Below are 26147 nucleotides of genomic sequence, written 5' to 3'. Positions count from 1 at the left end.
GAGCTGCATTTTTAGTATACTGTGAACAGTGACGTAAACTGTGAGCAGTAACATATTTTGAGCAACGGTGACATTTACATACATTTGTGTATTTGTTATAATAAATTTGACAAATACCAGTTACCCAATTGAAATAAGGAGGAAGTGGCTCACACCATGGAGATAAATAAATGAATACATACGGAGTGCTTTTGGTAGATGATGAGGAGGAAGTCATCCGGGTCATCATGAGAAAAATAAATTGGGAAGGGCTGGGTTTTTCGGTGATCGGTTATGCCAACAACGGTATGAAGGCTCTTGAGATGGTGGAGGAGTTTCAGCCGGATGTGGTCATGACGGATATCAAAATGCCGTATATGGATGGAATGGAGCTGTCTAACCGCATTAAGACGGAATTTCCCGCAACCAAGATATTGATCTTTACAGGTTTTGATGAATTTGAGTATGCCAAAGAGGCAGTTCATCTGGAGGTGGAAGAATACATTCTGAAGCCGGTCAATTCCATAGAGCTGACCAATGTACTCACCCAGCTTAAGATAAAACTGGACCAGGAGATAAGCGAAAAGCGAAATGTGGAGACTTTGCAGAAGTGTTATCTGGAATCCCTGCCGCTTCTGCAGGCTAACTTCTACTCCACGTTGGTGGAGGGAAGGATCCAGGAGAAGGAGATCCCCAAATATCTTGCGGATTACCAGATCTCTTTTCCGGGGCCGTATTTCTGCTGTCTTGTCATTCATACATCATCAAGTCAGGTTCCCAAGGATATGAATCCTCTGCTGTTATCCACGTCTGTCTATAACCAGGCAACGGAACGTCTGGGAGAAAAGTGGCAGGCGAAATGTTTTTCTTATCTGGGGAATACCATTTTGATCGCACAGCTGAAAAGTGAAAACGAGGTCTCAGAACTGACGGATGAATGTGACAGATTCTGCAGATATGCCCACCGGATCATTGGTGCCGTTGTCACTGTGGGGATTGGCCAGGTCTGCGGGGATATCCTTGAACTTTCCAGGTCGTACAGCGGTGCAAGAGAGGCGGTTTCATACAGGGTGATCTATGGCGCTTCCAGAGCCATAAATATTAAGGAGATCGCGCCTCAGGAGATGAGCAGATCCGATACTGCCGGTGATACAGAATTATCGAACTTGTTTAAAACCATACGCCTGAATCCGGCGGAGGATATTGAACAGGCGGTCAGGAAGTATCTGGAGCAAATATCTTTTCCGGCAAAATCTCTGCAGCAGCATCATATTGACATTATGGAACTGGTGAGCGCATTATACAGGTTCACGGCTAATAATGATATTGCCACGGAAGATTTTTCGGGAGATATGCGGAAACTATACAGCAGCCTTCTTGATCTGGGACCGGATGCACTGCAGAAATGGCTCATTGATATCAGCCTTTCTTTTCGGGAAAAATTGATCAGTGCACGAAGCAGGTCAACAAAAACCTTTGTATCCAGGGCAATGGAATATGTCCGCAGCAATTATTCGGATGAAGAGCTGTCACTGGATAATATCTGTGAGGTTTTGGGCGTTTCCAACTCCTATTTTTCAACTATTTTTAAAAAAGAGACCGGTAACTCGTTTATCGGTTATCTGACGGACTATCGTATGGACCGCGCATCACGACTGCTGATCGAGACAAATGAGAAAAGTTACATCATAGCAAAGCATGTGGGTTACACGGATCCGAATTATTTTAGTTATGTATTTAAAAGGCGGTTTGGCGTGTCACCTTCAAAATACAGAACGGAGCATACAGAAAGTGAAAAATAAGTATTTCGGACGTTTGAAGAAGGCGGAGCCCAGCGGAATGCAGTCGACAGTTATGTTTGCCATTTCCGTGATATCTATTTCCATTATGCTGATCTTGGGGATTGTGATGTATTTCCGGTTTTCTGTCTTATCCCGGCAGGAGATCACACAGAGTACACAGAAGCTGATGGAACAGGCAGGGGAAAACCTGGAGGACTATCTGGGCAGTATGCGGCAGATATCGGATGCTGTCTATTATAATGTTATAAAAGAGAATGATTTATCCAATCAGGATATGGATATCCAGAGGGGAATGAATCTTTTGTATGAAGCCAACAGAGACAACCTGCGCAGTATTGCTATCTACAACAATTACGGGAGCCTGCTGGCAGCAGAACCCCTTGCGTCCCAGAAAGAGGACCCTGATGTCACCAGGCAGGACTGGTTCAAACAAGCCATGGGCGAGATGGAGAATATGCATTTTTCCACGCCTCATATCCAGAATCTCTTTGATGACGGAACCTTCCGTTATTACTGGGTGATCTCTTTAAGCCGTGTTGTGGAGCTTACAAATAACGGGGATTCCCAGTTGGGAGTTCTGCTTGTGGATATGGATTATTCCAATATCTCGCGGATGATGAAACAGATCAACACCTTAAACAACGGTCAGTATTATTATCTGTGTGACAGCAACGGGGAGATCATCTATCACATGCGGCAGATCCAGATCAGTGACGGAATCGGCAGTGAGAACAGCAAAGCTGCTGCAAAGTACAAGGATGGCGTCTATGATGAGACATTTCAGGGAGAGCGCCGCAAGGTTATTGTCAACACTATCAGCTATACCGGATGGAAGCTGGTAGGGGTGATCCCCTATTCCACATTTACACACGGTATGGTCAATATCCGGTATTTTATCATGGTCCTTATGCTCCTGATGGCCATGATGCTTGTGATCATCAATCGTGTTGTTTCTGTGAGGATATCCAGACCCATTCTGAAACTGAATAATTCCGTAATGGAATACGAAGCCGGAGAGAAGCCGGAGATTTATATGGGCGGCCCTCTGGAAATCAGGCATCTGGGGTATTCCATACAGAGGTCCTATGAGCAGATCGAGACGCTTATGAAGGAAATTGTACTGGAACAGAACGAAAGAAGAAAAAGTGAACTTGACGCACTGCAGAGCCAGATCAACCCGCATTTTTTGTACAATGCACTGGAGTCTATTACATGGATGGTGGAAGGCGAACGGAATGACGATGCGGTATTTATGATATCCCAGCTTGCAAAACTTTTCCGGATCAGTCTTTCAAAGGGCCGTACGGTCATCAGTGTAAAAGATGAACTGCAGCATGCGCAGAGTTATATGAATATACAGAAAGTCCGGTATAAGAACGCATTTTCCATTGTGTTTGATGTGGACCCATCAATTTATTCGTATTGTACCGTGAAGCTAATCCTGCAGCCAATACTTGAAAATGCCATTGCCTATGGGGTCAGCAGCATGGATGACTGTGGTGAGATAAAAGTGGCCGGCAGACTGGAAGATGAAAATATTATCTTCTCTGTGACAGATAACGGGATCGGAATGTCAAAGGAGGAGGTAAGTCTCATCCTGACAGACAGCAAGCGGGTCCATAAACATGGCTCCGGGGTAGGACTTGTGAATGTGAACAACCGTATTCAGATCCTCTTTGGAAAAGAATATGGACTGAGGATTGAAAGTGAGCCGGATGAGGGAACCACAGTATCCATCTGCATTCCGGCGGTTCCCTATACGGAAGAAAACAGCAAGATCCTTGAAAAAGGATATATTTTCAGCAGGGAAGAAATGATCGACAAGAAAACACAGGGTAAAGAGAGATGAAAAACAGCAAGAGATTGTTTATTCTGATAGAAGCGGTTTTAGCTGTAATGGTTATGGTACTTGCTTTTGTCATGCTCCGGGAAAGAAACGGAAAAGATCTTGATAAGGTTTCCGTGATCATTCAGAATTCGGATGACGGTCAATGGTCTGCGTTTAAATATGGACTCAGAATGGCAGCAGAAGATTTGAAATTGGAGATGTTTGTTGTCAGTACCGGAGGCCCCCTGACGGTTGAGGAGGAGAAAAACCTGATAGAACGTGAAATCGAAAACGGGGCAGACGCGGTTATTGTACAGCCTGCTCTGGGGGATGACGCAGAAAAAATGTTATTGAAAATGGAGAAAAAGGTTCCGGTCATGCTTGTAGAATACACGGCATCCAAGGATAAGGAGGCTTCTGTGCTCCCCACTGCAGAACCGGATAACTATGCCATGGGCACAGCTCTGGCAGAAGAACTGCTGAAAGACTACAATGGAAATCTAAATGGGAAAACATTAGGCATTCTCCAGGAAACCGACAATACGGAAGCTGCGCGCAACCGCCGAGAAGGATTTACTGATGTGCTGAAAGACAGCGGTGTCAAGATTAGCTGGTCTGTATCCGGCCCTTTTGGGGAGAAAGAAGAAAATTTTCTGGAAACCCAGCCCAGAGTGGATTTTGTGGTCGCTCTTGATGATAACAGTCTGATAACCGCCGGGAAGGATTCTGCCGCCAAAAATCTGCATGGAGCCTTATTGTACGGAATCGGTAATTCTACGGAAGCGGTTTATTATCTGGATACAGGCATAGCGGAATGTCTTGTGGTGCCCGATGCATTTAATGTGGGATATCAAAGTCTGACAGAGACGGCAGAGGGACTTAAAAAATATTTTTACAAAATGCAGGACAGAACCGTATCCTATACGGTTATCCGCAGAGATACACTGTTTTCAAAAGAAAACCAGGAAGTCCTATTTACCATGAGCCAGTAAAAGCAGACAGGCCCGTAGCTTTGGGCATCTGCGGCATATTGATAAACAGGAAGAAAACCAGAGGTATACAATGAAAGCGAAAAAAATATTGGCGGCAGGAATGATTCTCTGCATGAGTATGCAGTTCTTATGTGCCTGCGGAAAACAGCAGCCGGCTGCGTCAGACAAGGTTCACGCAGGCGTTATATGCTATAACCAGAGTGACACATTTCTTGGGGAATTGATCGCCTGTTTTAAAGAGGAGCTTCATCAATACGAGAGCGATGAGTTTAAGACTACTGTGACACTGCGGGATGCGGGAGGTTCCCAGCGGACCCAGAATGACCAGGTAAAGGAGCTGATCGACGCGGGCTGCAATGTGCTCTGTGTGAACCTGGTAGACCGGGCAGACCCCTCGGAGATCATTGATCTTGCAAGGGATAATGACGTGCCTATTATATTTTTTAACAGAGAGCCGGTGGCAGAGGACCTGATGCAGTGGGACGGGCTTTATTATGTTGGAGCAGAAGCGAAACAGTCAGGCGTGATGCAGGGGGAACTGGCGGTAGACGCCATACAGGCAGAGGGCAGTCAGATAGACCGAAATAAAGACGGAAAGATCCAATATGTGGTGCTGGAAGGAGAACCGGGCCATCAAGATGCCATCATCCGCACGGAGAATGCTGTGGAAACCTTGAAAAACAATGGCATTGAACTGGAAAAACTCAGCTACGGAATCGCAAACTGGAACCGGGCACAGGCCCAGAACCGAATGCTGCTGCTGATCAGCCAGTATCAGAATAAGATTGAACTTGTGCTGGCTAACAACGATGATATGGCTCTTGGCGCCATAGATGCCTATAAGAAGTTAAATTATACGGAATCTGCCCTGCCTGTATTTTTCGGTATTGACGGCACAGATGTGGGACTCAAAGCCGTCTTGGATTCGGAGATGGCAGGCACTGTTTATAATGATAAAGAGGGACAGGCAGAGGCCATGGCAGAGCTGGCAGTGGCACTTGTTACCGGGGAGGGTATGGATAAAATAAAATTCGAGAAGGATAAATATGTTTATCTGCCGTATTCTAAGGTGACAGCGGAAAATGTTGGTGATTATATCAGGGAAGAGAAAAAGTGATCATTTATTATGGGAATCCAATATATGGACATAAGAAACTACAGATTTCGGATATGTGGGTTTAGTAAGCGGAGCCTGATGGGCTGGATGGCAGTGGCCGGGATTATTGGGGGTTAGGAGGCAAAAGTTTGGCAGAACTTTATATTGATAAGAAATATTATAATACATTGTACATTGAAGGTTTTTTCAGAATGATGAAAGATCCTTCTTACTGTTATAAATTCTATTGGCTGGAAACTATCGTACATCTGATTTCCGAGGGCAGAGACAAGGCCTCCTATGATGAGCTTATCAATGAAATGATCGCAAACGCCTGGTATTCCGTTTTGGAATTTCACGTACATCTAAGCGGGATCAATGGTGAAGGGGTGATCAAAGACAACCTAAATAAGCTTCCCTGCTGGGAACCGTTCTTTGAGAGGTTTGCCGGTAATCAATACGCTATGTATGGATTAATACATAGAATGGATGGAATCCATAAATTATATGAAGCCTGTTACCGGGATAATCTGCATTCTATCTGGGCAAATCGGGAATTATACCGCAAAGGGAATTCAAAGGAAGAATTCTTTCATATATTGGAAAAGAATATGAGACCGGTTTACGATTCTGCGAGACGCCAGGGGTATGAAATGTGGATCAGGAAAGATCAGATGGGGACAGAACTGAATGATAGGGTGTAGAAACCCAGTCTTATATACTGTTATTGATATAGGTTTGGAAAAGGATATGGATAAAAGATAAGGTTAGAGTCAGACCGGGGAATGCATGTTGCATTCCCCGATTAATTTTTGCGGAAAAATCTTCATGCAAAACTTTACAAAAAACGGGTCAAACTTGTCATTCGTACATCTGTGATCTCCTCCCTTTTTTCGATAGAATAAATGCATAAGAACAACAAGTGCAGAACAAAAAAGCACAATATATATAAAACAGGGAGGATCACTTATGTTACAGGTAAATCATTTATACAAGAGCTATAAAACAGGAAACACCACATACGAGGTATTGAAGGATGTTTCATTTTCCATTGAGGAGGGCGAGTTCGTGGCAGTTATGGGGCCGTCCGGTTCCGGTAAAACTACACTTTTGAACTGCATTTCTTGCTTTATCCCCCATGACAGGGGCGAAATCCTGCTGGATGGAGTCAATATCTCCAATATGAAAGAAGAACAGATTGCAAAAATAAGAAATGAAAAACTCGGTTTTGTTTTTCAGGACTTCATGCTATTGGACGGTTTGAGCGTTTTTGAAAATGTATGTGTACCAAAAGTGATCCACCAGGAGCCATACAGGCAGATGGAGACAAAAGCCCAGAAACTCCTGAAGATGTTTGACATTGCGGATATTGCGAAAAAATTCCCGGCTGAGATATCCGGCGGACAAAAACAGCGCACCGCAGTGGCAAGGGCCCTGATGAACAACCCGCTTTTGATCCTTGCAGATGAGCCTACAGGCAACCTGGACAGCCGTTCCAGCGAGGCGGTCATCGGAGCATTCTTAGAGGCACAGAAAGAATTGCGCGCAACCACATTTATGGTAACCCATGACAGTTTTTCTGCCAGTTTCTGCGACCGCGTTATTGTGATGAAAGACGGAACCGTGTATACAGAACTTACCAGCAATGGCGATCACAGGGCATTTATGGAAGAACTTTTGGATGTTTTGAGAAAAATGAACGGTGGTGAATAGAATGAAGCTCAGTGGATTATTTGCAAAATTAAGGAAAAATAATAAAAAAGAATATTTGCAGTTCCAGTTCTGCATGACACTTTCGATTCTTTTGATCACCTCATACCTTGTCATGTACGGAAGTGATCTGGTGCAGAAGACACTGCCGAACGGAGGAGATTCCAGAAAAGTAGCGGATATGATCTTCGTTCTTGCGGCAGTGGGATGTGTTATGTTCAGTATCTATGCGGCAAGTCTGTTTTTAAGATACAAGAGCAGGGAAACCGGTATTTTCCTTGCGCTGGGGGCGGGAAAAAGTAAACTTGCCAGGGCATTATTTACGGAAATCGGCAAGATGATGGCATTGTGTTCCGCAGCAGGGGTTCTGCTTGGTATCTTACTTGCGGCAATCGTAGGCATCCTGTTTGAAAAGGTGGCAAGCAGCGGAAATAATAACCATTTTTCTATTTCTGTTATGGGAGTTGCAGGCGGCATGATCTACAGCCTCATATTGATACTCTGCGTTGCGTTCATGTGTGTGCGGTTTATGAAGAGAAGTAATGTTATGGACATTATCAATGAACAGCGCAAGCAGGAACCACTGAAAAAGAGTGTGTCATTTTTCTATCTGATATCCGGTATTGTGATGATTCTGGTGGGCGTGATAATAGGATATTTTCTGCCGATCATAACCGTCAAAGTGAGCGGCCACTGGCTGGGAGGGTGGACGAATCTGTTCTATATCCTTGCAGCAGTCGGACTTTACCGTATTTTAGTTTACTCCATTGCCTCACACAGAAAGGGGAAAAATCCCCAGAAATATTATGACAATATGATATCTTACGGTATGCTCAAATTCCAGGGAGGCTCTGTTGTCAGAAATATGCTTGTCATATCATTGCTGCTCATGGGGGTACTTCTTGGTATCTTTTATCTGCCGCTTCAGGGGGGCAATGGTTTTGAAGATGCTGAGGATGATATATCTTACCGTTATCCCGTTGATGTGGATGAATTGTCCGAGGAGGATGTGCTCTCCATGGCAGACAAATATCAGATTTCTGTCAAGGATTACCGGGAGACAGAGTTTATCCAGGTGCTGGGGGACGGTGTAAGCCGTGAGGATATGGATGAGAACAATAACCTTATTGAGGAATATAAAGAAAAATATTTTTACTATGAATGCATCAGTGCTGCCCAGTTTGAGGCTGTTACCGGAATAAAAACAGAGATTGCAGAGGGCCATTACAAAGAAATACAAATGGGAACAGCCAGGGAAAATATTTATAATAAATTTGGGGATATGACCAAGCTGTATCTGCAGAATGAAGAGGATTATATTCCTATGGAATTTGACGGACTGGAGACATATCATTCCCTGGTGAGAGGTGTGGGATTCGACTCCGAGGCTAGGTATATTATCAATGATGCAGATTATGAAAAACTGAAAGCCGGCGTAAGGGATGACAAAATAATGCGTCAGGTGTTGTTTGATATTGAGGACAGTGACCAGTCCTATGCATTTTGTGAAGAGCTGTATGAACAATTTTGCAGCAGAGCATCGGAAAGCATGAATTATATTGCTGCCTATAATGGATATCAGGCAAAAGTTCTTGGAGAAGATTATGGATATAATATGCAGGGAATCTATGACGGGAAAAGACCGGCCCTGGAACCTGACTGGCTGTACCGACCTATAGTCCTGCCCCTTGAAAGGGAAAATGCGGCTATGAGGCGTGCCATCTTTTTACTGCTGTTTGTATACATTGCCGTTATCTGCCTGGCTTCCGAGAGCATTATCCTATATACAAGAAGTCAGAATGTGGCACTGAAAAACAGCCAGATTTTTAAGGATTTGGAAAAACTGGGAGCAAATAAAAAATATCTTCGCAGACTTTTGAAAAGCCAGATAGGAAAATGTTTTATCCTGCCTACCGTAATGGGATGCCTTCTGATGTTTATATATGAGATTCTGATCATGTGGCAGAATGACGGTATCATGTCAGTGGGTGATGTGCGCATCGCAGGGGTGATGGTAATGGTCATTGCAGTGATCGGCATCTACCAGTTTATTTTATATAAGGTTTCCATGAAAAACGCGGAAGGTGTTCTGGATATATCCAGATAAACAGCAGTGAGAAATATGCCGTTGCACAAGTTTTCGCTATCCTCTATAATAAAAGAAACGTGACGGTCCGGTACCATCACAGCTACAAAGAAAAACAGAGGAAGCGGGGGATGCATGTGCTGAAAATAGCGGTATGCGATGATGAGCAATCATCGGTTTCTCTCAGTGAAACATATACCAGACAATGTCTGGAAGCGTGTAGTGCCGCCGGGGAGGTTACGTGTTATACGCGCAGTCAAAACCTGCTCTGCGATATTACGGAAGATGGATTCCATTATGATTTGATCCTTTTAGATATTGAGATGCCGGAAACGGACGGTATGGAGTTAGCGGAAAAAATAAAGCCTTTTCTCCCGGATGTAAAGATCATTTTTATCACATCTCATCTGGAATACGCCATCGACGCGTATGAGCTGTCCATTTTTCGCTATGTGCCTAAGAATGATATAGAAAAACGCCTGACAGCAGCCATCACGGACGCTGTCAGGCTGCTTTTGATTGAGGAGGGCGAATTTTATACCATTAAAAACGGGAGTTCTATGGAAAAGATACCGTACCATGAGATCTATTACATTATGAAAGACGGTAAAAATTCCGTATTCCATACTTCCAGGGGAATCTCAAAATTCAGGAAAAGCCTGCAGCAGGTATATGATGAACTTGCAGCAGAAGAATTTATTTTTACAGACAGAGGATGCATTGCGAATATGGTCCATATCATGCAGTTTAAAAAGCAATCCCTTGTCTTGAAAAACCAGGAGGAGCTGCCGGTCAGCCGTTCCCACGTGCAGGAAGTGCGGGAACAGATTACAGCGTATTGGGGGGGCACATATATGACAGGATGGATATTTGCTGTTTCCGGCATCATCGGCACATGGCCGCAAATGCGATACATGCTGGCCCTTCTGCTCGCAGCAGAAGCAGTCTGGCTTATCAGAATAATAAGAGATGAAATGCCCCATCATTTTTATACTTGCATAACCCACCTAAAAGGAATATAATAAAACAAAAATGCGTGCACGAGTACATCTAAAGGCAGGAGGAATATTATGCCAGTAACACTACAGCAAATTGCAGAGGCCGCCGGAGTATCCAGGGGAACCGTAGACCGGGCGCTGAAAGACAGAGGAAGAGTCCGTCCCGAAGTGGCGGAGAAAATAAAGCAGATAGCAAAAGAAATGGGATATCAGCCCAGCCTTGCAGGAAGAGCCCTTGTCCTGGCGAAAAGAAATCTGAAGATCGGGATCATCATGCAGTCAGCCCAGACCCCATTCATGGTACAAGTCTATGAGGGGATGAAAGCTGCCAAGCAGGAGGTGGAAAGCCTGGGCGGTACGGTGGAGATATTCCGGGTAGACGGTGTGGATGCAGGCCGTGTAATGGAAATCATGCAGGATTTAAAAGACCAGGAATATTCGGGCATAGCCCTGTCTCCCTCCGAAGACACCATGCTCAAAAAGATGATCAACCAGTTTTCAGAGGAGTACAACATCCCGATCATCACATTCAACTCAGATATAGAAGACACAAAGAGAATCTGCTTTGTGGGCCAGAATACTATCCAGAGCGGAAGGACCGCAGCCGGACTCATGGGAGAGATTACGGGGGGAGAGGGGGAGGTGGCGGTTATCTCCGGCCATATTTCCAACCCTGCACTGAACAACAGGATCCGTGGGTTTCAATCCGAGATAATGGAAAGTTTTCCAGACATCCAGCTGGTAGGTACAAAATATTCCTATGATGACGAGTGGGTAGCGGCAAAGATCGTGGAGGAGCTTCTGGAGCAGTATCCGGAGCTGAAGGGCATCTATGTAACCGGTACTGCGGTAAAAGGTGTCTGCGAAGCACTGGTAAAACAAAGGAAAGAGCGGGAAATCAAAGTCATAGGCAACGATTTCCTGGATGAGAATAAAAAGTGGGTGGAACGGGGAGCCATAAACTTCCTTATAGGACAGGATTCCTATATGCAGGGATATGAACCGGTAATGATGCTGTTCCACCTGCTCTTTGATGGCGAGAAACCGGAGTCTGTTTACCGGTATGCGGAGATCGTCATTAAAAACAGATACAATCTATGATGGACGGCCGCCTGGTAAGCGGCCGTTTGGTGATAAAAACAAAGAAATCGGGATCTGCAAAGAAAAATCAAAGGCGCTTCTGCCGAAATTCCAATAAAAATAAACAAACGCATCCTTACTGTGCTGTGTTTTATGCAGTAAATACGCAGGACTGCAGAATTGTCTCAGAACAAGAGGTACTGCTGTTTTTAAAATAGGACTGCTGCCGAATACAGACCGGTGTACATATCACGTACTCCATATAAAATAGAAAAATATACGTGCACACACATGAAAAGTCAAGAAAACACTCAAAATATCATCATTATATACCATAAATAAGCAAGAAAATAGCAAATATCAGCCTCTCGGTAAAAGAAAATAAAAATATCATTTCATAGCGATAAAGTAAAAATGCACAAAATAGAGACTGCTGACACAGAGAATAGGTGGTGGAAATAGATAACATGCACAAAAACATTGTCTCTTTTTTATCAATTGGCAAAATTTAATAAAAATAGACTGTGAATCTTGTACAATAAAACTATTGCGTTCACGTGAACGCTATGGTATGATTGCATCATCAAGAAAGAACAAAAGCAAAAAACAAATAACAGCGAATCAATGAAAAAGAGAATTGGAGGACATGTATTATGTTAAGAGTAGGAGTTATCGGATGCGGCGGAATGGGTAAGGACCACATCAAAAGACTGACAAACAAAATTCAGGGCGCTGAGGTTGTAGCGGTATCAGATGTATTTGAGGAGAGCGCAAAGCAGGCAGCGGCAATCTGTGGAGCCAAAGTATACACAGATGCAAACGAACTGATCAATGACCCGGATGTGGACGCGGTATTCATTGTATCTCCGGGATTTGCACATGTGGAATCTCTTTTCACAGCGATCAAGGCGGGAAAGAGGATATTCTGTGAAAAACCGCTCTGCACAACTGCTGAGGACTGCCTGAAGGTAGTCGAAGCTGAGGTGGCGTCAGGCAAACATCTGATCCAGCTTGGTTTTATGAGAAGATACGACAAAGGCTACATGCAGGTAAAAGAAGCCCTCACATCCGGTGAATACGGCGAACCGCTGATCCTTCACTGCACACACAGAAATCCGGAAGTAGGAACGAACTATACAACTCCAATGGCAGTACATGATACAGCGATCCATGAGATCGATGTACTTCACTGGTTAGTGGATGATGAGTATGAGTCCGCACAGGTTATTATGCCTAAGGTTACAAAATACTCTCACTCTGAGTTAAAAGACCCGCAGATCATGCTGCTCCGCACCAAAAAAGGTGTTTGCATTGATGTGGAAGTATTCGTAAACTGCAAATTCGGTTATGACATCAACTGCGAAGTGGTATGTGAGGACGGCGCTATCAAGATGCCATCCCCCATCTACCCAAGCATCCGCAAAAATGCAGCAGTTTCCACAACCATTGATACGGACTGCTTCGTGAGATTCAAAGATGCTTACGATACAGAGGTGCAGGACTGGGTAGACGCAGCAGCAGAGGGCGCGATCAACGGGCCTACCGCATGGGACGGATATCTGGCAGCCATCACAGCAGATGCGCTTGTAAAGGCACAGGAAACCGGCGCTGTGGAACAGATCAACGCAGCAGTAGAAAAACCGGAATTCTACAAATAAGAAGATCAAGCGGAACCTTAAGGCCGGATGCACCAAAATGTGTCTGGCATAACAAATAGAACAAGAATCGAAAGGATGGTATATCATTATGAAAATCGGATTTAATGAGGCAACTGCATTGGAGTGCAAAGGACAGTCCCTTCTGGCTGATATGGAAATGTGTGAAAAATACGGATTTGACTATATCGAAATACGCTTTGACTGTGTAAAAGATTATTTACAGGAGCATACCCTGGAGGAATTGGCTGACTGGTTCAAAAACCATCATCTGAAACCATGGGCTTACAACACTTTGATCTACTTCAACCAGAGAGACGAGGCAGGTGAGAAGGAAATTGACGATGAAGTGGATTTCATCCTGAAAGTTTCCAAAGCCATCGGTATGGAAATGCTGATCACAGTCCCGAATTTTGATGTAAAAGACAAGAGCGTAAGCGAGATCAAAGCAGAAGCAGTGGAACGGCTCCGCTATTTATCAGACAAGGTTGGCGCTGATATGAGAATTTCCCTGGAGTTCTGCGGCGCTCCGAACTGCTCCATCAACCAGTTTGGCACTGCTTACGATGTAGTGAAAGCGGTAGACCGTGACAATGTGGGTATCACAGTTGACACGTTCCACTTCCATGAAATGTGCTCCAAACTGGAGGATTTAAAAGCAGCGGACGGTAAAAAAATCTTTGCTTACCACTTAAATGACTGTGAAGACCTGCCCCTTGGCTCCTGCGGTGATGACAAACGTCTGTGGCCGGGCGAGGGCGTGGTAGATCATGCCGGAATCGCAGCGGCATTAAAGGAGATTGGCTTTGACGGTGTCTGCACAATTGAAGAGTTCCGTCCTGAATATTATGAGATGTCCCATGAAGAGAACGTGAAAAAAGCTGCTGAAGTGACAAAAGCATTTGTGCAAAAATATTTCTAAAATAATTATATGACCTTTCGGAGGCTGTTTGGAAGATGCAAACAACCTCCCGGACATAAGGAGATGGGAAAAGCAAAACGAACTGGCTGTACAAGATCCAAACGCGAAACGGCAAGAGAAAAGCGCAGGACGTGTTACAGAATGTTACTGTTCGCAGATTTGCGTTTTTGCAGGGCTGTGAACAGTAATTACGGAATGAAGGAAGGGGCAGGGCAGATGGGTAAGATTTGCTCTGTAAAAAGGTGATATTATGGCAAAGGGAGGACTTCCCGAACTGCTGAATTATAAGCAGAAGGGAAAAGATATGAATGAATTCATCAAAGTCCCCATGTCGGAAAAGCTGGCATATTGTTTCGGTGATCCGGCTCTGACTTTGATGTATACAATGACAACAACGCTGCTGATTTATTTCTACACAAACGTGGTAGGTATCTCAGCAGGTGCAGTGGGTATGATCATGCTGCTCTCCAGGGTATTTGACGGATTTTCTGATGTACTCATGGGAACCATTATCGACAGGACCCACTCTAAATACGGAAAAGCCAGGATCTGGATTCTCCGTCTGGCAATACCTTACGCATTGGCAGCAGTCCTGCTGTTTACCATGCCTCCCATGGGAGATATGGGGAAAATTATTTATGCTTTTGTAACCTATAACATTATGAACACAGTGGTTTATACTGCCATCAGTCAGCCGTTCCATGCTCTTGGTTCACTCATGAGCCGTGACAGAAGAGAGAGGGACGTTATCTGTAACATCCGTATGGTGCTTTCTATTACGGCAAGTATGATCATTACAGCATTTACCCTGCCTCTTATCAATAAAGTGGCAAAACTGATCGACAACCAGCAGATGGCCTGGATACTGGTGACTGCGGGTTATGCCATTGTATCCGTATTTGTTTTGATCAATACATACTGTACCTGTACGGAACGTGTGCAGGCAGCGGACACAAACAAGAAGGAAAAAGTCAACACCCCCTTCTGGACTGCTTTCAAAGTGACAGTCACCAACAGGTATTTCCTCATTGCCCTTGGCCTGATGATATTCTATACAGCGTACCAGATCATTATCGGAACAGACCTGACGTATTACTGCCAGTATGTGTTAAATGATGTGGATCTGGTCATGCCTCTGTCCGCAGCAGAGAAGATATCTACTATCATCGGTATAGCCATGCTTCCGAAACTGCTTCCAAAATACGGCAAGAGAAATCTGATCTGCGCCGGATGTATCCTGGGTATTGCAGGACAGCTTCTCTTCCTTATGAATATCACAAGTGTGCCTCTTGGCGTTGTTACCTGTATTATGAGAGGCTTTGGTATTGCTCCGTTCTACGGCGTACAGTATTCACTGCCCAGTGATGCCATTGAGTATGGTCACTGGAAAACAGGTGTCCGTGTGGAAGGACTGATGTTCTCCTCCATGAGTATGGGACAGAAAGCCGGTTCCGGTTTCACATCCGCTATTATGGGTGCCATCCTTTCCATGGCTGCATTTGATGGACTGAAAGCCACCGCAGCAGAGCAGACAGCATCTGCGATTTCTGCGATCAAAACATTCTATCTGTATGTGCCTATTGCGATCTGGGTGATCATGTTTATCATTGCAGCATGCTATAAGCTGGATAAAATGTATGACAAAATGATGCGTGAGCTGATTTCCAGGGAAGGAAAAGGGGAGCCGGAAGAGATCCCTGTGGCAGCCCATTCTGAAAATAAGATCAATGTGGCGATCGGACGTGTCTATGGCAGCAGCGGAAGAAAAATTGCAGAAGAAATTGCAAAAGAATTGAACTGCAGGGTCTATGACCGTCAGATTATCTGTCTGCTGGCAGAGAAGATGGGAATGGAGACTTCCAATCTGGAGGAAGTGCAGAAATATCTGGATAATTACAATTATGGGGACAAAGAGCCTACCTTCTCACCGTATGCCTACCCCCAGGCAGGTGTGGCGGATGATATGAGCGCTGTCAAGATGTTTGAGGAACAGAGCCAGATCATCAGAGGCCTGGCCCAGAAAGCACCGGGGGTATTCCTGGGAAGATGCGCGAACTTTATTCTGGGCGGACAGGAACACACGTACTCCTTCTTCCTCTATGCAGACGATGAATATAGGGAAAAAGAAGGCAGAGAATACTACGGCGGCATGTCTCTGGCAGAATTGAAGGAAAAAGATGAGATGAGAAACAGCTATTACCAGAAATTTACCGGAATGAGGCGTGATGATCCGAAACATTACGATATGGTGGTCAACGTGTCCAAGACCGGTGTGGAAGGTACGGTTTCCATGATCCTGGATTATATCAGAAACAAAGAAGAGAGCAGACAGGGAGGAAAGTAAGAGATGTTGGATAAGAGCAAAGTCAGACTGGGCATAGCTCCCATTGCATGGACCAATGACGATATGCCGGATTTAGGTAAAGAAAATACATTTGAGCAGTGCGTCAGTGAGATGGCATTGGCCGGATTTACCGGCTCCGAAGTGGGCGGCAAATACCCTGCAGATACAAAAGTGCTTAAAAAGGCACTGGATTTAAGAGGGATTCAGATTTGCAACCAATGGTTTTCTTCTTTCCTCATTTCCAAACCATTTGAGGAGACAGAGAAGGAGTTCATCAAGGCAGCAGATTTCCTGAAAGAGATGGGTGCAAAAGTGATCGGTGTATCAGAGCAGAGCTACAGCATCCAGGGCAAGATGGAGCAGCCTGTATGGGAAGGCAAATATGTCATGAATGATGAGGAGTGGAAGCTTCTGGCTGAGGGTCTGAACAAGCTTGGGAAAATAGCAAAAGACAAGGGCATGACACTCACATTCCACCATCACATGGGAACAGTTGTACAGACAGAGGAGGAGATCGACCGTTTTATGGAAATGGTTGACCCGGAACTGGTATTTCTTCTCTTTGACAGCGGCCACCTGTCCTTTGCGGGTATTGACCCGGAAAAGGTCCTGAAAAGATATGTGAACCGGATAAAACACGTACATTTAAAAGACATCCGCGAAGAGATGGTGAAGAAATCCCAAAATGAGAGGTGGAGTTTCTTAAAAGGTGTCCGCGAAGGTGTGTTTACAGTTCCCGGTGACGGAGATGTGGATTTTGCTCCCATCTTCAGGATCCTTGAGGACGCAGGATATGAAGGATGGGTTGTTGTGGAAGCAGAGCAGGACCCTGCAAAGGCCAATCCCCTGGAATATGCAAAAAAGGCAAGGGCTTATATCGCGGAAAAGACAGGTCTGTAATAGGAACCCTCCCGGTATTGCTGCCGGGAGGATTCCATAAAGATTACAAGGAGGAATGGATATGAAGATAGCATTTGACGTGGATGTACTGGCAAAACAGATGGATATCAATCGCATGGTCCATCAGGTAGCTGACTGGGGATATAAATACATTGAGCAGTCTCCCCATCCGAGGATCAACCCATTTTACAAACATCCGCTTTTTTCAAAGGAATGTGAGCAGGAATACAGACAGGCTCTGAAGGAGACGGGCGTGGAAATATCCTCTTTCATTGTGGTGTATCGCTGGTCAGGCCCCACAGAGGAGCAGAGACAGTTTGCGGTTGCCAACTGGAAACGTATGATTGAGATCGCGGTGGATATGGGGGTACAGGTCATCAACACAGAGCTGTCCGGGGACCCGAACCAGCAGGAAATCTGCAATGGCATGTGGTTCAGATCCATGGAGGAACTGCTTCCCATCATTGAGCGGGAAGGCATCCGAGTGGAGATCCAGTCCCATCCTTACGATTTCTGTGAACTGAATAATGAGACATGTGACTTGGTAAAGTCCTTCCGTTCCAAAAACCTGGGTTATGTTTATTCTTCACCTCACGGGTTTTTCTATGACGAGGGCAAAGGGGATGTGCGCTCTATGCTGAGATACGCAGGGGATGAATTGACCCATGTTCTGTTTGCAGATACCTTTAATCAGACGTTAGACTGCCGTTACATTGCAAACCCGCCCTGGCTGAACGGGCGCGGCAAAGCAGATGTGACCATACATCAGCATCTGGCTATGGGCGAAGGGGATGTGGATTTTGACGGCATCTTTGAAACCCTGCGGGATATGGATTTCGCGGGTAAACAGTTAAAAGAGAACGCTCCTAAAGTGGGCGGCGATAATATAGCCTGTGTTTCCATGTTCGGATTCCCGGAGAAAATGGACAGACAGGCACCGGAGGCAAGAGAGAGAATCGAGAGAGAGCTTCTGGGCAAATAATTTCATGACGATCCGCTGCGCGTAAATGTCTGCGCAGCGGGTCGTTTTATTCTGTATTCCTCCGCTCTTTCCATGCTGGACTTCTTTATATATACAGTATATAATGAATCATAGTCTTTAAAAGGATGGATGGTTTTCATCTGTTTTAAATACAGATAAGATTAATTTTTGTAACTATTCCGTAGGTCTGGCATTCACTGCGCTGACCGTAAGAAAGTGTACCACGGCCAAGCAAAGATCCCATCGCCAAAGGCGATTCTGCATGGGATTTTGAACCTGAAAGAACCAAGGAGGGCAATGATATGAGGAAAGCAGTAGCAAAATTAGGCGGGATTTTTGTTCCTGTTATTTTATGTGTTGCCCTGATCATCACGGCATTTATGTCGCTGGATCTGATTGACGATCTACAGGGAAATGCCAGAGTTATAAACTATATCGGTATTGTCCGCGGCGCGACACAGAGGCTCATAAAAAAAGAATTGAACCACGTGCCGGATGATGAGCTGATTCAGAGCCTGGATCATATTTTGTCAGGACTTTCAAGCGGAAGTGATGATTTGGATTTAAGAAGACTGGAGAGTAAAGAATTCCAGACATTGTTAATAGAAATGAAAGAGGATTGGGAGGATATCAAAACACAGATATACGCCTATAGGGATGGGGCTTCTGCCCAGAGGTTATATGAGCTGAGCGAGGATTATTTTGAATTGGCAAATGACACGGTATTTAAAGCGGAAGAATATTCAGAGCAGACAGTACAGAATGCAAGAAAAGCATTAGTGATATTGAATACAATATTTATAGTTATGGCTCTTGGGTCTTCCGTTTTTACCTTTTATCAGGAAAAGCGCCGATGGAAATTAATAGAGGCCGAAAAGGAAAATGTAAAGAAGAGTGAACAGTTATCAAAACAAGCCCAGGAATTATTGGCACCTATGAATGAAATATCAGAGCTAATGTACGTTTCAGATATGGACACTTATGAACTATTATTTGTCAATGAGGCAGGAAAGAAAATATTTCAGGTTGATGACAGTCTGCCGGTGCAAAAATGTTATAAAGTTTTGCAGGGATTTGATGAGCCATGCACTTTTTGTACAAATAAGCTTTTAAAAATGAATGAGACCTATTCCTGGGAGTATACAAACCCTATCATAAATAAGCACTACCTGTTGAAGGACCGCTTGATCGAATGGGATGGACGCATAGCAAGAATGGAGATCGCTTTTGATATCACGGAAGCCAATGAAGAAAAAAACGAGTTGAAAAGAAGGCTGGAGAGAGACGAGATCCGCCTGGCCTGTGTCAGGGAGCTTTATAATAACCGTGATATTAAAGCTGCCATAACTAAGGTTATGGAATATATCGGAACCTTGTTTTTGGCAGAGCGTGCTTATGTTTTTCTGTTTCAAGGTGATTACTACTCCAATATTGCAGAGTGGTGCAAAGAAGGCGTTCCGCCGGAGATTGACAATTTACAAAACATTCCGATCGGTGATTATCAGGTCTGGCTGGATGAATTGGAGAAATATAAAAAAGTCGTTATAAATGATGTCGAGGAAATGAAGGATACCTTCCCCACAGGTTATGAACTGCTTTCAAAACAAGGCATACGAAATATAGTCTGGGTTCCTTTAATGAAAAATGGAAAAGTAAGTGGGTCTATGGGGTTGGATAATCAAGATTTGGATATGGCTGAAACAGCAGTTCCGTTCATGCAGACAGTCCAGTATTTCATCTCCCTTACCATGCAGAGAAATGAAAATGAAAAGATGTTATTTGAGTTAAGCCAGATAGACAAGCTGACATCTTTCTATAATAGAAATCGTTTTATTCAGGATGTTTCTGAATTTAAGACGTGTAAAGAGTCTGTGGGAGTGGTTTACTTAGACATCAACGGGCTGAAAGAGATCAATGACTCCTTTGGCCATGATGCCGGTGATGATCTGATAAAAGAATGTGCCGGTATCATGAAGAGAAGCGCTTCTTCAAACCATCTTTACCGCATAGGCGGTGATGAGTTTGTGATCCTATATTTGGATATGACAGAAGAATGCTTTTATGACAGTGTCCAGTTATTGAAAGATGAATTTGGGAACAGTAAATACCAGATTGCCATAGGATGTAAGTGGAGTGAAGCTTGTTCCCATATACAGGATATTATCAAAGAGGCGGATGAATTGATGTATGCGGATAAAAAGAGATTTTATCAGGGGCATCATGCCACCGGCCGTTACAGACATAATAATGATATACTGAAATTTTTGACAGATCCTGATGTATTGATAGAAAATATAAAGAATCATAATTTTAAAGTATATTTACAGCCTAAAATAGAAGTGGAAGACTGCCGTATGGCCGGTGCAGAGGCACTCATCCGCTATCAGGATGAAAATGGTTCGATCATAGAACCGGACAGATTTATTCCGATATTAGAAGATACTTACTTTATCAGTAAGATTGATTATTACGTTTTTGAAGAAGTGTGTAAAAATCTGAGTGCCTGGTCAGAACAGGGGTATTCTCTTTTTACGGTATCCAGTAATTTTTCAAGGGTCACTTTCATGGATGATAATTTTGTAAAAAAAACCCAGGCTATCAGTGACAAATATCAGATCAAAAGAGAATTTTTGGAGATAGTAATTACCGATATTATCGATAGATTCAATTGTACGGATCTAGATAGATTGGTAACCAGGATAGATCAAATAAGGAAAGCCGGATATAAAGTAGCTATGGATGACTTTGGCGTAGATAGTTTAAACTTAACGCTGCTGTCACTGGTGAAACTCGATGTGTTGAAAATAGACAAAGGATTTTTAAAAGGCATTATTTCAAATAAAAGTTCTCGGATCATCCTGGGAGCAATGACAAAAATGTGTGATGAGATGGGGATTCAACTGATCGCTGAAGGGATAGAGGATGAGCAGCAATTAAATATTTTAAAAGAATATGGTGTTAAAACGGTGCAAGGCTTTTTGTTTAGCAGACCCATAGAGATTTCAGAGTTTGAAGCAAAATATATGATTTGAAAGCAGGCAGGTAACGGTCTTTCACAGACATGATCTTTATGTGCTGCGAGAATAAAAAATTATGGGAATGCAGTTTTTAAGCAGTCTGGGCGGATGATGTTCATCCGCCTTATTTTTTTGTGAATTGTTTGTTTTTTTCTGCGTCTCAGTCGTTATATACTATAGATACTATGCAGCAGAAAGGAAAAAACATGTCCGAGAAAAGAATCCTGAAGAACATCCGCAGCGGCCAGCAGGAATCTGTGGAAATCCTCATTCAAAAATACTACAGGGACATCTATACATATTGTTACTGCCGTGTGCAAGACCGGCAGACCGCCCAGGATCTGACCCAGGATGTTTTTCTGCGCTTTCTGCAAAATTTGGACAGCTATGAGCACACAGGAAAACTGAAAAATTATCTTTATGTGACGGCGGGTAATCTGATCAAAGACCATTATAAAAAAAGAAAAGAGACTCTGCTGGAAGAAGAAAGAAGCAGTGAGTATGAAAATGGTCCTCCTGCCGGGACGGAGCAGCTCAGTGACAGGCTTACTATGCAGGAAATAATCCGGGAGCTTCCGGAACTGGAAAAAGAATTGATACTGCTCAGATATTATCAGAATCTGCGTCTGGCGGAAATTGCCCAGGTGGTTTCCCTGCCGGTTTCCACAGTCCGGTACAAACTGAAAAATGCGGAAAAATACATTAAAACCAAATGGGAGGAGTGATGGCATGAGGGACAGAAAACTGCGTCAGAGACTGGGGGATATTCCAATACCGGATTATGAAGAGGAGGCATATCTGCAGACGCTGAAAGCAGCCGGGAAGATTAATCTGCATCCGGAGCGGCAGCGTGTAAGCAGGAGAGAATTTTTTTTAGGACAGCTTCCTTTTATCAGCAGAAAAGTCTGGGCTGCAAAGCTGATCTTGACAGCCTTTCTGATCTTGGGAATCCTGGAGACAGGGGTGGCCCCTGACCAACGTACATGGCCTCTGTTGTCCGTGTCAGCGCCTCTGCTGTGTCTGGCGAATGTAAATGAACTGTGTGATATCTGCCGGCCGGGAATGAGAGAAATCCTCAAGGCGGCCAGACACTCGCCGGGGGAGATGCTGTTGGTCCGTCTGCTGGTATTTGGATTTTTGGATCTGTCGGTGTGTCTGACAGGGGCGGTGCTTGCAGCCGACCTCACTGCAGGCCTGTTATGGCAGGCAATTTTGTACTTTGCGGCACCGTTCAGTGTCATGTGTGCAGGCTGTATGACAGTGATAAACCGGTGCAGAGATGAAAATGCCCTGTGGTATTGTACTGCCTGGGGCGGTTTTCTGATTGCCGCAGTGAGTATGCTGCGGGCATCAGCAGTACCGGTGTATGAAGCAGACAGGCTGTTTGGCTGGGGAGCTGCCGCAGCAGCCGGAATTGTGGTCACAGTGTTGGAAATAAACAGGCTTCTGAAGAGTATGGGAGGGATGCGTCATGAAATTAACTATGGAACGGCTGACTAAGCAGTTTAAAAATAAGATTGCCGTGGACCGGGTGAGCATGGAACTGGAGGAGGGGATTTATGGGTTTCTGGGAGCGAACGGTGCAGGGAAGACAACACTTATGCAGATGCTGTGCCAGATCTTAACCCCTACTTCGGGGGAAGTTAAGCTGGATGGACGCAGCAATATAGAGATGGGGGAGGCTTTCCGGGATTTGCTGGGATATCTTCCTCAGGAATTCGGTTATTCTCCCAGTTTTACCGCCAAAGATTTTATGCTTTACATTGCAGCCGTAAAAGGACTGCGGCCCTCTTACGCAAAGAAGAGGACAAAGGAGCTTTTGGAACTTACCAACCTATCGGAAGACGCGGACAGAAAAATACGCACATTTTCCGGGGGCATGAAACAGAGGCTGGGCATTGCACAGGCCCTTCTCAATGATCCGAGGATACTGGTCCTGGATGAGCCCACCGCAGGATTGGACCCAAAAGAGCGGGCGTATTTCAGAAATATGATCTCAGGCCTTTCAAAGGATAAGATCGTTATTTTATCCACCCACATCGTTTCAGATGTGGAATATATCGCGGACAGGATCCTGCTCATGAAAAAAGGAAGGTTTATTATGAACGGTACCGTATCGGAGCTGACGGAAACCATAGACGGGGAAGTCTGGGAATGTGAGGCAGAGGAAAAGGAGCTGGAAAATATGGATCGCAGCATATGCGTGGTAAATTCCCATCGCCAGGGAAAGGACCTGCGGCTGCGTGTGGTCAGCAATACAAAACCCATGCAGTCAGCCGTAAAAGCAGAACCCACACTGGAGGATTTATATCTGAAAGCTTTTTATGAGGAAATGGACGAGAGGGGGAGATGGTAGTTGAAGCGTCTGGTGAGATATGAATGGAAAAAAATATGGGGAAGCAGGATGAACCAGCTTACGGTATTGGGCTGCAGTATGTTTCTGCTGTTCTGTGTATACTCTGTGATCGCACAGACCTCCGCCATAGATGAAAATGGGAACAGTGTCTATGGAACGGAAGCTGTGAAGGTTTTGAAGGAACTGCCAACCGTGCCTGTGACCCAGGAAACCGTACAGCGGACCATCCGGGAATACCTGGACTGCACAGAGGACCCCGCTGCCAATTCAGACCGGGAAGAACTGGATTTTTTAAATGAGGAAGTGTACGGAACTTTATATAGAAGAAACCGGGATCTGTTCTCGCTTCTGCTGACAAACTACCAGGGGAGCGACACGACTCTGAATATGAAGGAAGTGTTTCAAAAAAGTATAGGAAAAGATTTTTATGAGAGCCGCAGAGAACAGGTGCGGATCGCGCTGGATAGGTCTGTGAAGAACGGCATCATTTTGGAGGACCAGAAAGATTACTGGCTGAAAAAGGATGCTCAGGTAAAAGATTTAAAACTGGGAAATTTCCGGTTCTGGAAAAACATGATAGATTCCGCAGGATGGATCATTTTGATCATACCGCTGATCTGTGTGGGGACTGCACCTGTTTTCGCAGGGGAATACCAGAGCAGGGCGGATTCTCTGCTGCTGACCATGCGATATGGGAAGAGCAGACTGGCAGGCGCGAAAATACTGACGGCATTTCTCTATGCAACAGCGGTTTACTGGGGGATCATTCTGGTTTATTCCGGGATTTATCTTATGATATGCGGTCCCCAGGGCGCAACTCTTCCCATACAGGCATATGACACCTCCAACCCCATCAGCTATCATATGACTATGTGGCAGGCTGTATTGCTGGTGGTGTTCCTGAATTACGGTGCGGTGCTCTGTATGACTGCAGTCACGCTACTTTTGTCTTCTGTGTTTAAGAACAGTTACGGTGTGATCATAGTGGATTTTCTTCTGGTACTGATACCGAATTTTTTATATGGAAATGCAGGGGGATATCTTTGGAAACATGTTCTGGCGCTTCTACCTCCTAAGATATCAGAGTTTCGGTTTACAGATTATCTGGTCTACCACATACCGGGCAGGGTCATTGGCCTGCCTTCCATGCTGACTGTGGTGTATATACTCTGCATTGCAGTATTTGCGCTGGCTTCAGGTTATGCTTTTAAAAAGCATCAGGTCAATAGATGATCTTTGAGTAACTATTCAGCAGGTCTGCGCATTTACTGCGCTGACCGTAAAAAAACGTTCAACAGCCAGGCAAAAATCCCATCGCCAAAGGCGATTCTGCATGGATTTTTGCCTGTAAATGTGAGGGTACTGAACAGTTACAGATTATAATTTATATTCCTGATATAAAGCATCCAGCAGATGTGTGTCAGAAGCAGCTTTTACGATCAGATCACTTCGTCCGTCTTTGGCCAACCGGAGAATCAGTCTGCTGTAGCGATTCTGCTCCTCGCTTCTTCCTTTAGAGATGCCTTCTATACGTCCTTTGACAAGTCCCTCAGCACCGGCCTTTTTTTCAGCACTTTTGATCAGTTCTTCCAGCAGCATAAATTTCGCCCCCATTTCCCGATTCTTTTTCAATTCTTTGATCCTATTGTGGATCTTATGAACAGTTTCACTTTGGGTTTTCTCTGCACAAGAATCCGTGCTGTCTTCTACATACGCAAGAAATGCAAGCAGTTCTTCTGAAACATCCTCCGGATTGGTACCTTTTGTGTTAAAGAAGATTTTCATCGTCTTATCTCCGAGAGGCATATCTGTTTCCAGGCAGCGGTTTTCAAAAGTATACTTGTACAGCCCTTTGCCAAATGGGTCAAACGTACAAATGAAAATAATATAGCCCGGCTTCATATCATTGTAATCTTCTCCGGGTTTTAAGGCGGCTATGTCCAGTTCGCTCTGGTAATACCGCGACCGCATGGGCAGATTGTTCTCCTTCTCGTTTTGCATTTCCATGTTATAGCCAACGGATAACTCGTCACTGGCATAGATATCCAGCCGGACGCTTTTGAAATCAGAACTGAGCAAAATACTGTGTTCCGCGTGTACGGTTATATTTGCGATGGGATACCCTAAAAATAACTCCAGTATCAGCCGGCACGCCTCCGGATCTTCCAGCGCAGCGGAAAAGAGAAAAGCATCCTTTAGATCCAGCTGTTCAAATTTTTTCCTTGCCATATGGTTTCCTCCTGGAAAATATGACACGGAAACTCTGTCTGTGAATCTATTATAACTGATAGTGTGCAAAGTTACAATTACTATATTTATTAAATTTATATAATATTGCAATATAGACGTTACTGTTCACAGGCCACTGTATCGGGAGGTGTTTACCCAACCTTGTACAGT

20 protein-coding genes are annotated in these 26147 nt (G+C 44.5%); 19 read left to right on the top strand and 1 reads right to left on the bottom strand.

Annotated elements, in window-relative coordinates; genetic code table 11:
• Nucleotides 1–170 precede the first annotated feature (170 nt).
• The 19 genes from C6P39_RS03245 (at nt 171) to C6P39_RS03150 (ending at nt 24980) form a co-directional block, all read left to right on the top strand.
• The gene (locus C6P39_RS03245) at nt 171–1781 is read left to right on the top strand and encodes a response regulator (protein ID WP_104802807.1); all 1611 of its coding nucleotides are present in this window, start codon (nt 171–173) and stop codon (nt 1779–1781) included.
• Complete coding sequence (locus C6P39_RS03240; protein WP_104802806.1) at nt 1771–3630, top strand: cache domain-containing sensor histidine kinase; 1860 nt, start codon at nt 1771–1773, stop codon at nt 3628–3630. The genes C6P39_RS03245 and C6P39_RS03240 overlap by 11 nt, the downstream gene beginning before the upstream one ends.
• Nucleotides 3627–4601 (top strand): substrate-binding domain-containing protein, encoded by a 975-nt coding sequence (locus C6P39_RS03235; RefSeq protein ID WP_104802805.1) that lies wholly within the window; start codon nt 3627–3629, stop codon nt 4599–4601. Before C6P39_RS03240 ends, C6P39_RS03235 begins: the two co-directional genes overlap by 4 nt.
• Nucleotides 4602–4671: 70 nt before the next feature.
• Complete coding sequence (locus C6P39_RS03230) at nt 4672–5718, top strand: galactose ABC transporter substrate-binding protein (protein WP_095173352.1); 1047 nt, start codon at nt 4672–4674, stop codon at nt 5716–5718.
• 128 nt (nt 5719–5846) lie between these two features.
• The gene (locus C6P39_RS03225) at nt 5847–6401 is read left to right on the top strand and encodes a hypothetical protein (protein WP_104802804.1); all 555 of its coding nucleotides are present in this window, start codon (nt 5847–5849) and stop codon (nt 6399–6401) included.
• 265 nt (nt 6402–6666) lie between these two features.
• Nucleotides 6667–7410 carry an ABC transporter ATP-binding protein gene (locus C6P39_RS03220; protein WP_104802803.1) on the top strand — a complete coding sequence of 248 codons (744 nt, stop codon included), beginning with the start codon at nt 6667–6669 and terminating at the stop codon, nt 7408–7410.
• 1 nt (nt 7411) lies between these two features.
• Nucleotides 7412–9514, top strand: coding sequence for an FtsX-like permease family protein (locus C6P39_RS03215; protein ID WP_104802802.1), 2103 nt, complete (start codon nt 7412–7414; stop codon nt 9512–9514).
• A 110-nt stretch (nt 9515–9624) separates the two neighbouring features.
• Entirely contained in the window at nt 9625–10515 is an 891-nt protein-coding gene (locus C6P39_RS03210) for a LytR/AlgR family response regulator transcription factor (protein ID WP_330407007.1), read from the top strand.
• Nucleotides 10516–10563: 48 nt separating this feature from the next.
• Nucleotides 10564–11592 carry a LacI family DNA-binding transcriptional regulator gene (locus C6P39_RS03205; protein ID WP_104802801.1) on the top strand — a complete coding sequence of 343 codons (1029 nt, stop codon included), beginning with the start codon at nt 10564–10566 and terminating at the stop codon, nt 11590–11592.
• Between the two features lie 632 nt (nt 11593–12224).
• Nucleotides 12225–13229, top strand: coding sequence for a Gfo/Idh/MocA family protein (locus tag C6P39_RS03195; protein WP_104802799.1), 1005 nt, complete (start codon nt 12225–12227; stop codon nt 13227–13229).
• Between the two features lie 88 nt (nt 13230–13317).
• Nucleotides 13318–14148 (top strand): sugar phosphate isomerase/epimerase family protein, encoded by an 831-nt coding sequence (locus C6P39_RS03190; RefSeq protein WP_095173361.1) that lies wholly within the window; start codon nt 13318–13320, stop codon nt 14146–14148.
• A 250-nt stretch (nt 14149–14398) separates the two neighbouring features.
• The gene (locus C6P39_RS03185; protein ID WP_104802798.1) at nt 14399–16492 is read left to right on the top strand and encodes a cytidylate kinase family protein; all 2094 of its coding nucleotides are present in this window, start codon (nt 14399–14401) and stop codon (nt 16490–16492) included.
• Between the two features lie 3 nt (nt 16493–16495).
• A complete protein-coding gene (iolE, locus tag C6P39_RS03180) occupies nt 16496–17392 on the top strand; it encodes a myo-inosose-2 dehydratase (RefSeq protein WP_104802797.1) in 897 nt (298 codons plus the stop codon).
• 61 nt (nt 17393–17453) lie between these two features.
• Nucleotides 17454–18374, top strand: coding sequence for a sugar phosphate isomerase/epimerase family protein (locus C6P39_RS03175; RefSeq protein WP_104802796.1), 921 nt, complete (start codon nt 17454–17456; stop codon nt 18372–18374).
• Between the two features lie 302 nt (nt 18375–18676).
• Nucleotides 18677–21406, top strand: coding sequence for a sensor domain-containing diguanylate cyclase (locus C6P39_RS03170; RefSeq protein ID WP_104802795.1), 2730 nt, complete (start codon nt 18677–18679; stop codon nt 21404–21406).
• Between the two features lie 191 nt (nt 21407–21597).
• Nucleotides 21598–22116 carry an RNA polymerase sigma factor gene (locus C6P39_RS03165; RefSeq protein ID WP_158661446.1) on the top strand — a complete coding sequence of 173 codons (519 nt, stop codon included), beginning with the start codon at nt 21598–21600 and terminating at the stop codon, nt 22114–22116.
• A 4-nt stretch (nt 22117–22120) separates the two neighbouring features.
• Nucleotides 22121–22891 carry a hypothetical protein gene (locus C6P39_RS03160; RefSeq protein WP_104802794.1) on the top strand — a complete coding sequence of 257 codons (771 nt, stop codon included), beginning with the start codon at nt 22121–22123 and terminating at the stop codon, nt 22889–22891.
• On the top strand, nt 22863–23747 hold the full coding sequence (locus C6P39_RS03155; protein ID WP_095173373.1) for an ABC transporter ATP-binding protein: 885 nt from the start codon (nt 22863–22865) through the stop codon (nt 23745–23747). The genes C6P39_RS03160 and C6P39_RS03155 overlap by 29 nt, the downstream gene beginning before the upstream one ends.
• Nucleotides 23748–24980 (top strand): ABC transporter permease, encoded by a 1233-nt coding sequence (locus tag C6P39_RS03150; protein WP_104802793.1) that lies wholly within the window; start codon nt 23748–23750, stop codon nt 24978–24980.
• 144 nt (nt 24981–25124) lie between these two features.
• Here the strand turns inward: C6P39_RS03150 and C6P39_RS03145 are convergent, their stop codons facing one another.
• Nucleotides 25125–25976 (bottom strand): Rpn family recombination-promoting nuclease/putative transposase, encoded by an 852-nt coding sequence (locus tag C6P39_RS03145; protein WP_095173375.1) that lies wholly within the window; start codon nt 25974–25976, stop codon nt 25125–25127.
• Between the last annotated feature and the right edge of the window lie 171 nt (nt 25977–26147).

This window comes from Blautia marasmi (assembly GCF_900258535.1).
In the GTDB taxonomy this organism is placed as follows: domain Bacteria; phylum Bacillota; class Clostridia; order Lachnospirales; family Lachnospiraceae; genus Blautia; species Blautia hominis.
Note: the sequence above shows the minus strand (reverse complement) of the source record. Positions and strands in the feature narration are given on the sequence as shown.

Coding starts and splice junctions, on each gene's coding strand:
- C6P39_RS03235 (WP_104802805.1), top strand. CDS start 3,627: ATGAAAAACAGCAAGAGATTGTTTATTCTGATAGAAGCGGTTTTAGCT.
- C6P39_RS03220 (WP_104802803.1), top strand. CDS start 6,667: ATGTTACAGGTAAATCATTTATACAAGAGCTATAAAACAGGAAACACC.
- C6P39_RS03160 (WP_104802794.1), top strand. CDS start 22,121: ATGAGGGACAGAAAACTGCGTCAGAGACTGGGGGATATTCCAATACCG.
- C6P39_RS03155 (WP_095173373.1), top strand. CDS start 22,863: ATGAAATTAACTATGGAACGGCTGACTAAGCAGTTTAAAAATAAGATT.
- C6P39_RS03190 (WP_095173361.1), top strand. CDS start 13,318: ATGAAAATCGGATTTAATGAGGCAACTGCATTGGAGTGCAAAGGACAG.
- C6P39_RS03165 (WP_158661446.1), top strand. CDS start 21,598: ATGTCCGAGAAAAGAATCCTGAAGAACATCCGCAGCGGCCAGCAGGAA.
- C6P39_RS03185 (WP_104802798.1), top strand. CDS start 14,399: ATGGCAAAGGGAGGACTTCCCGAACTGCTGAATTATAAGCAGAAGGGA.
- C6P39_RS03230 (WP_095173352.1), top strand. CDS start 4,672: ATGAAAGCGAAAAAAATATTGGCGGCAGGAATGATTCTCTGCATGAGT.
- C6P39_RS03145 (WP_095173375.1), bottom strand. CDS start 25,976: ATGGCAAGGAAAAAATTTGAACAGCTGGATCTAAAGGATGCTTTTCTC.
- C6P39_RS03245 (WP_104802807.1), top strand. CDS start 171: ATGAATACATACGGAGTGCTTTTGGTAGATGATGAGGAGGAAGTCATC.
- C6P39_RS03205 (WP_104802801.1), top strand. CDS start 10,564: ATGCCAGTAACACTACAGCAAATTGCAGAGGCCGCCGGAGTATCCAGG.
- C6P39_RS03215 (WP_104802802.1), top strand. CDS start 7,412: ATGAAGCTCAGTGGATTATTTGCAAAATTAAGGAAAAATAATAAAAAA.
- iolE (WP_104802797.1), top strand. CDS start 16,496: ATGTTGGATAAGAGCAAAGTCAGACTGGGCATAGCTCCCATTGCATGG.
- C6P39_RS03210 (WP_330407007.1), top strand. CDS start 9,625: ATGCATGTGCTGAAAATAGCGGTATGCGATGATGAGCAATCATCGGTT.
- C6P39_RS03195 (WP_104802799.1), top strand. CDS start 12,225: ATGTTAAGAGTAGGAGTTATCGGATGCGGCGGAATGGGTAAGGACCAC.
- C6P39_RS03175 (WP_104802796.1), top strand. CDS start 17,454: ATGAAGATAGCATTTGACGTGGATGTACTGGCAAAACAGATGGATATC.
- C6P39_RS03170 (WP_104802795.1), top strand. CDS start 18,677: ATGAGGAAAGCAGTAGCAAAATTAGGCGGGATTTTTGTTCCTGTTATT.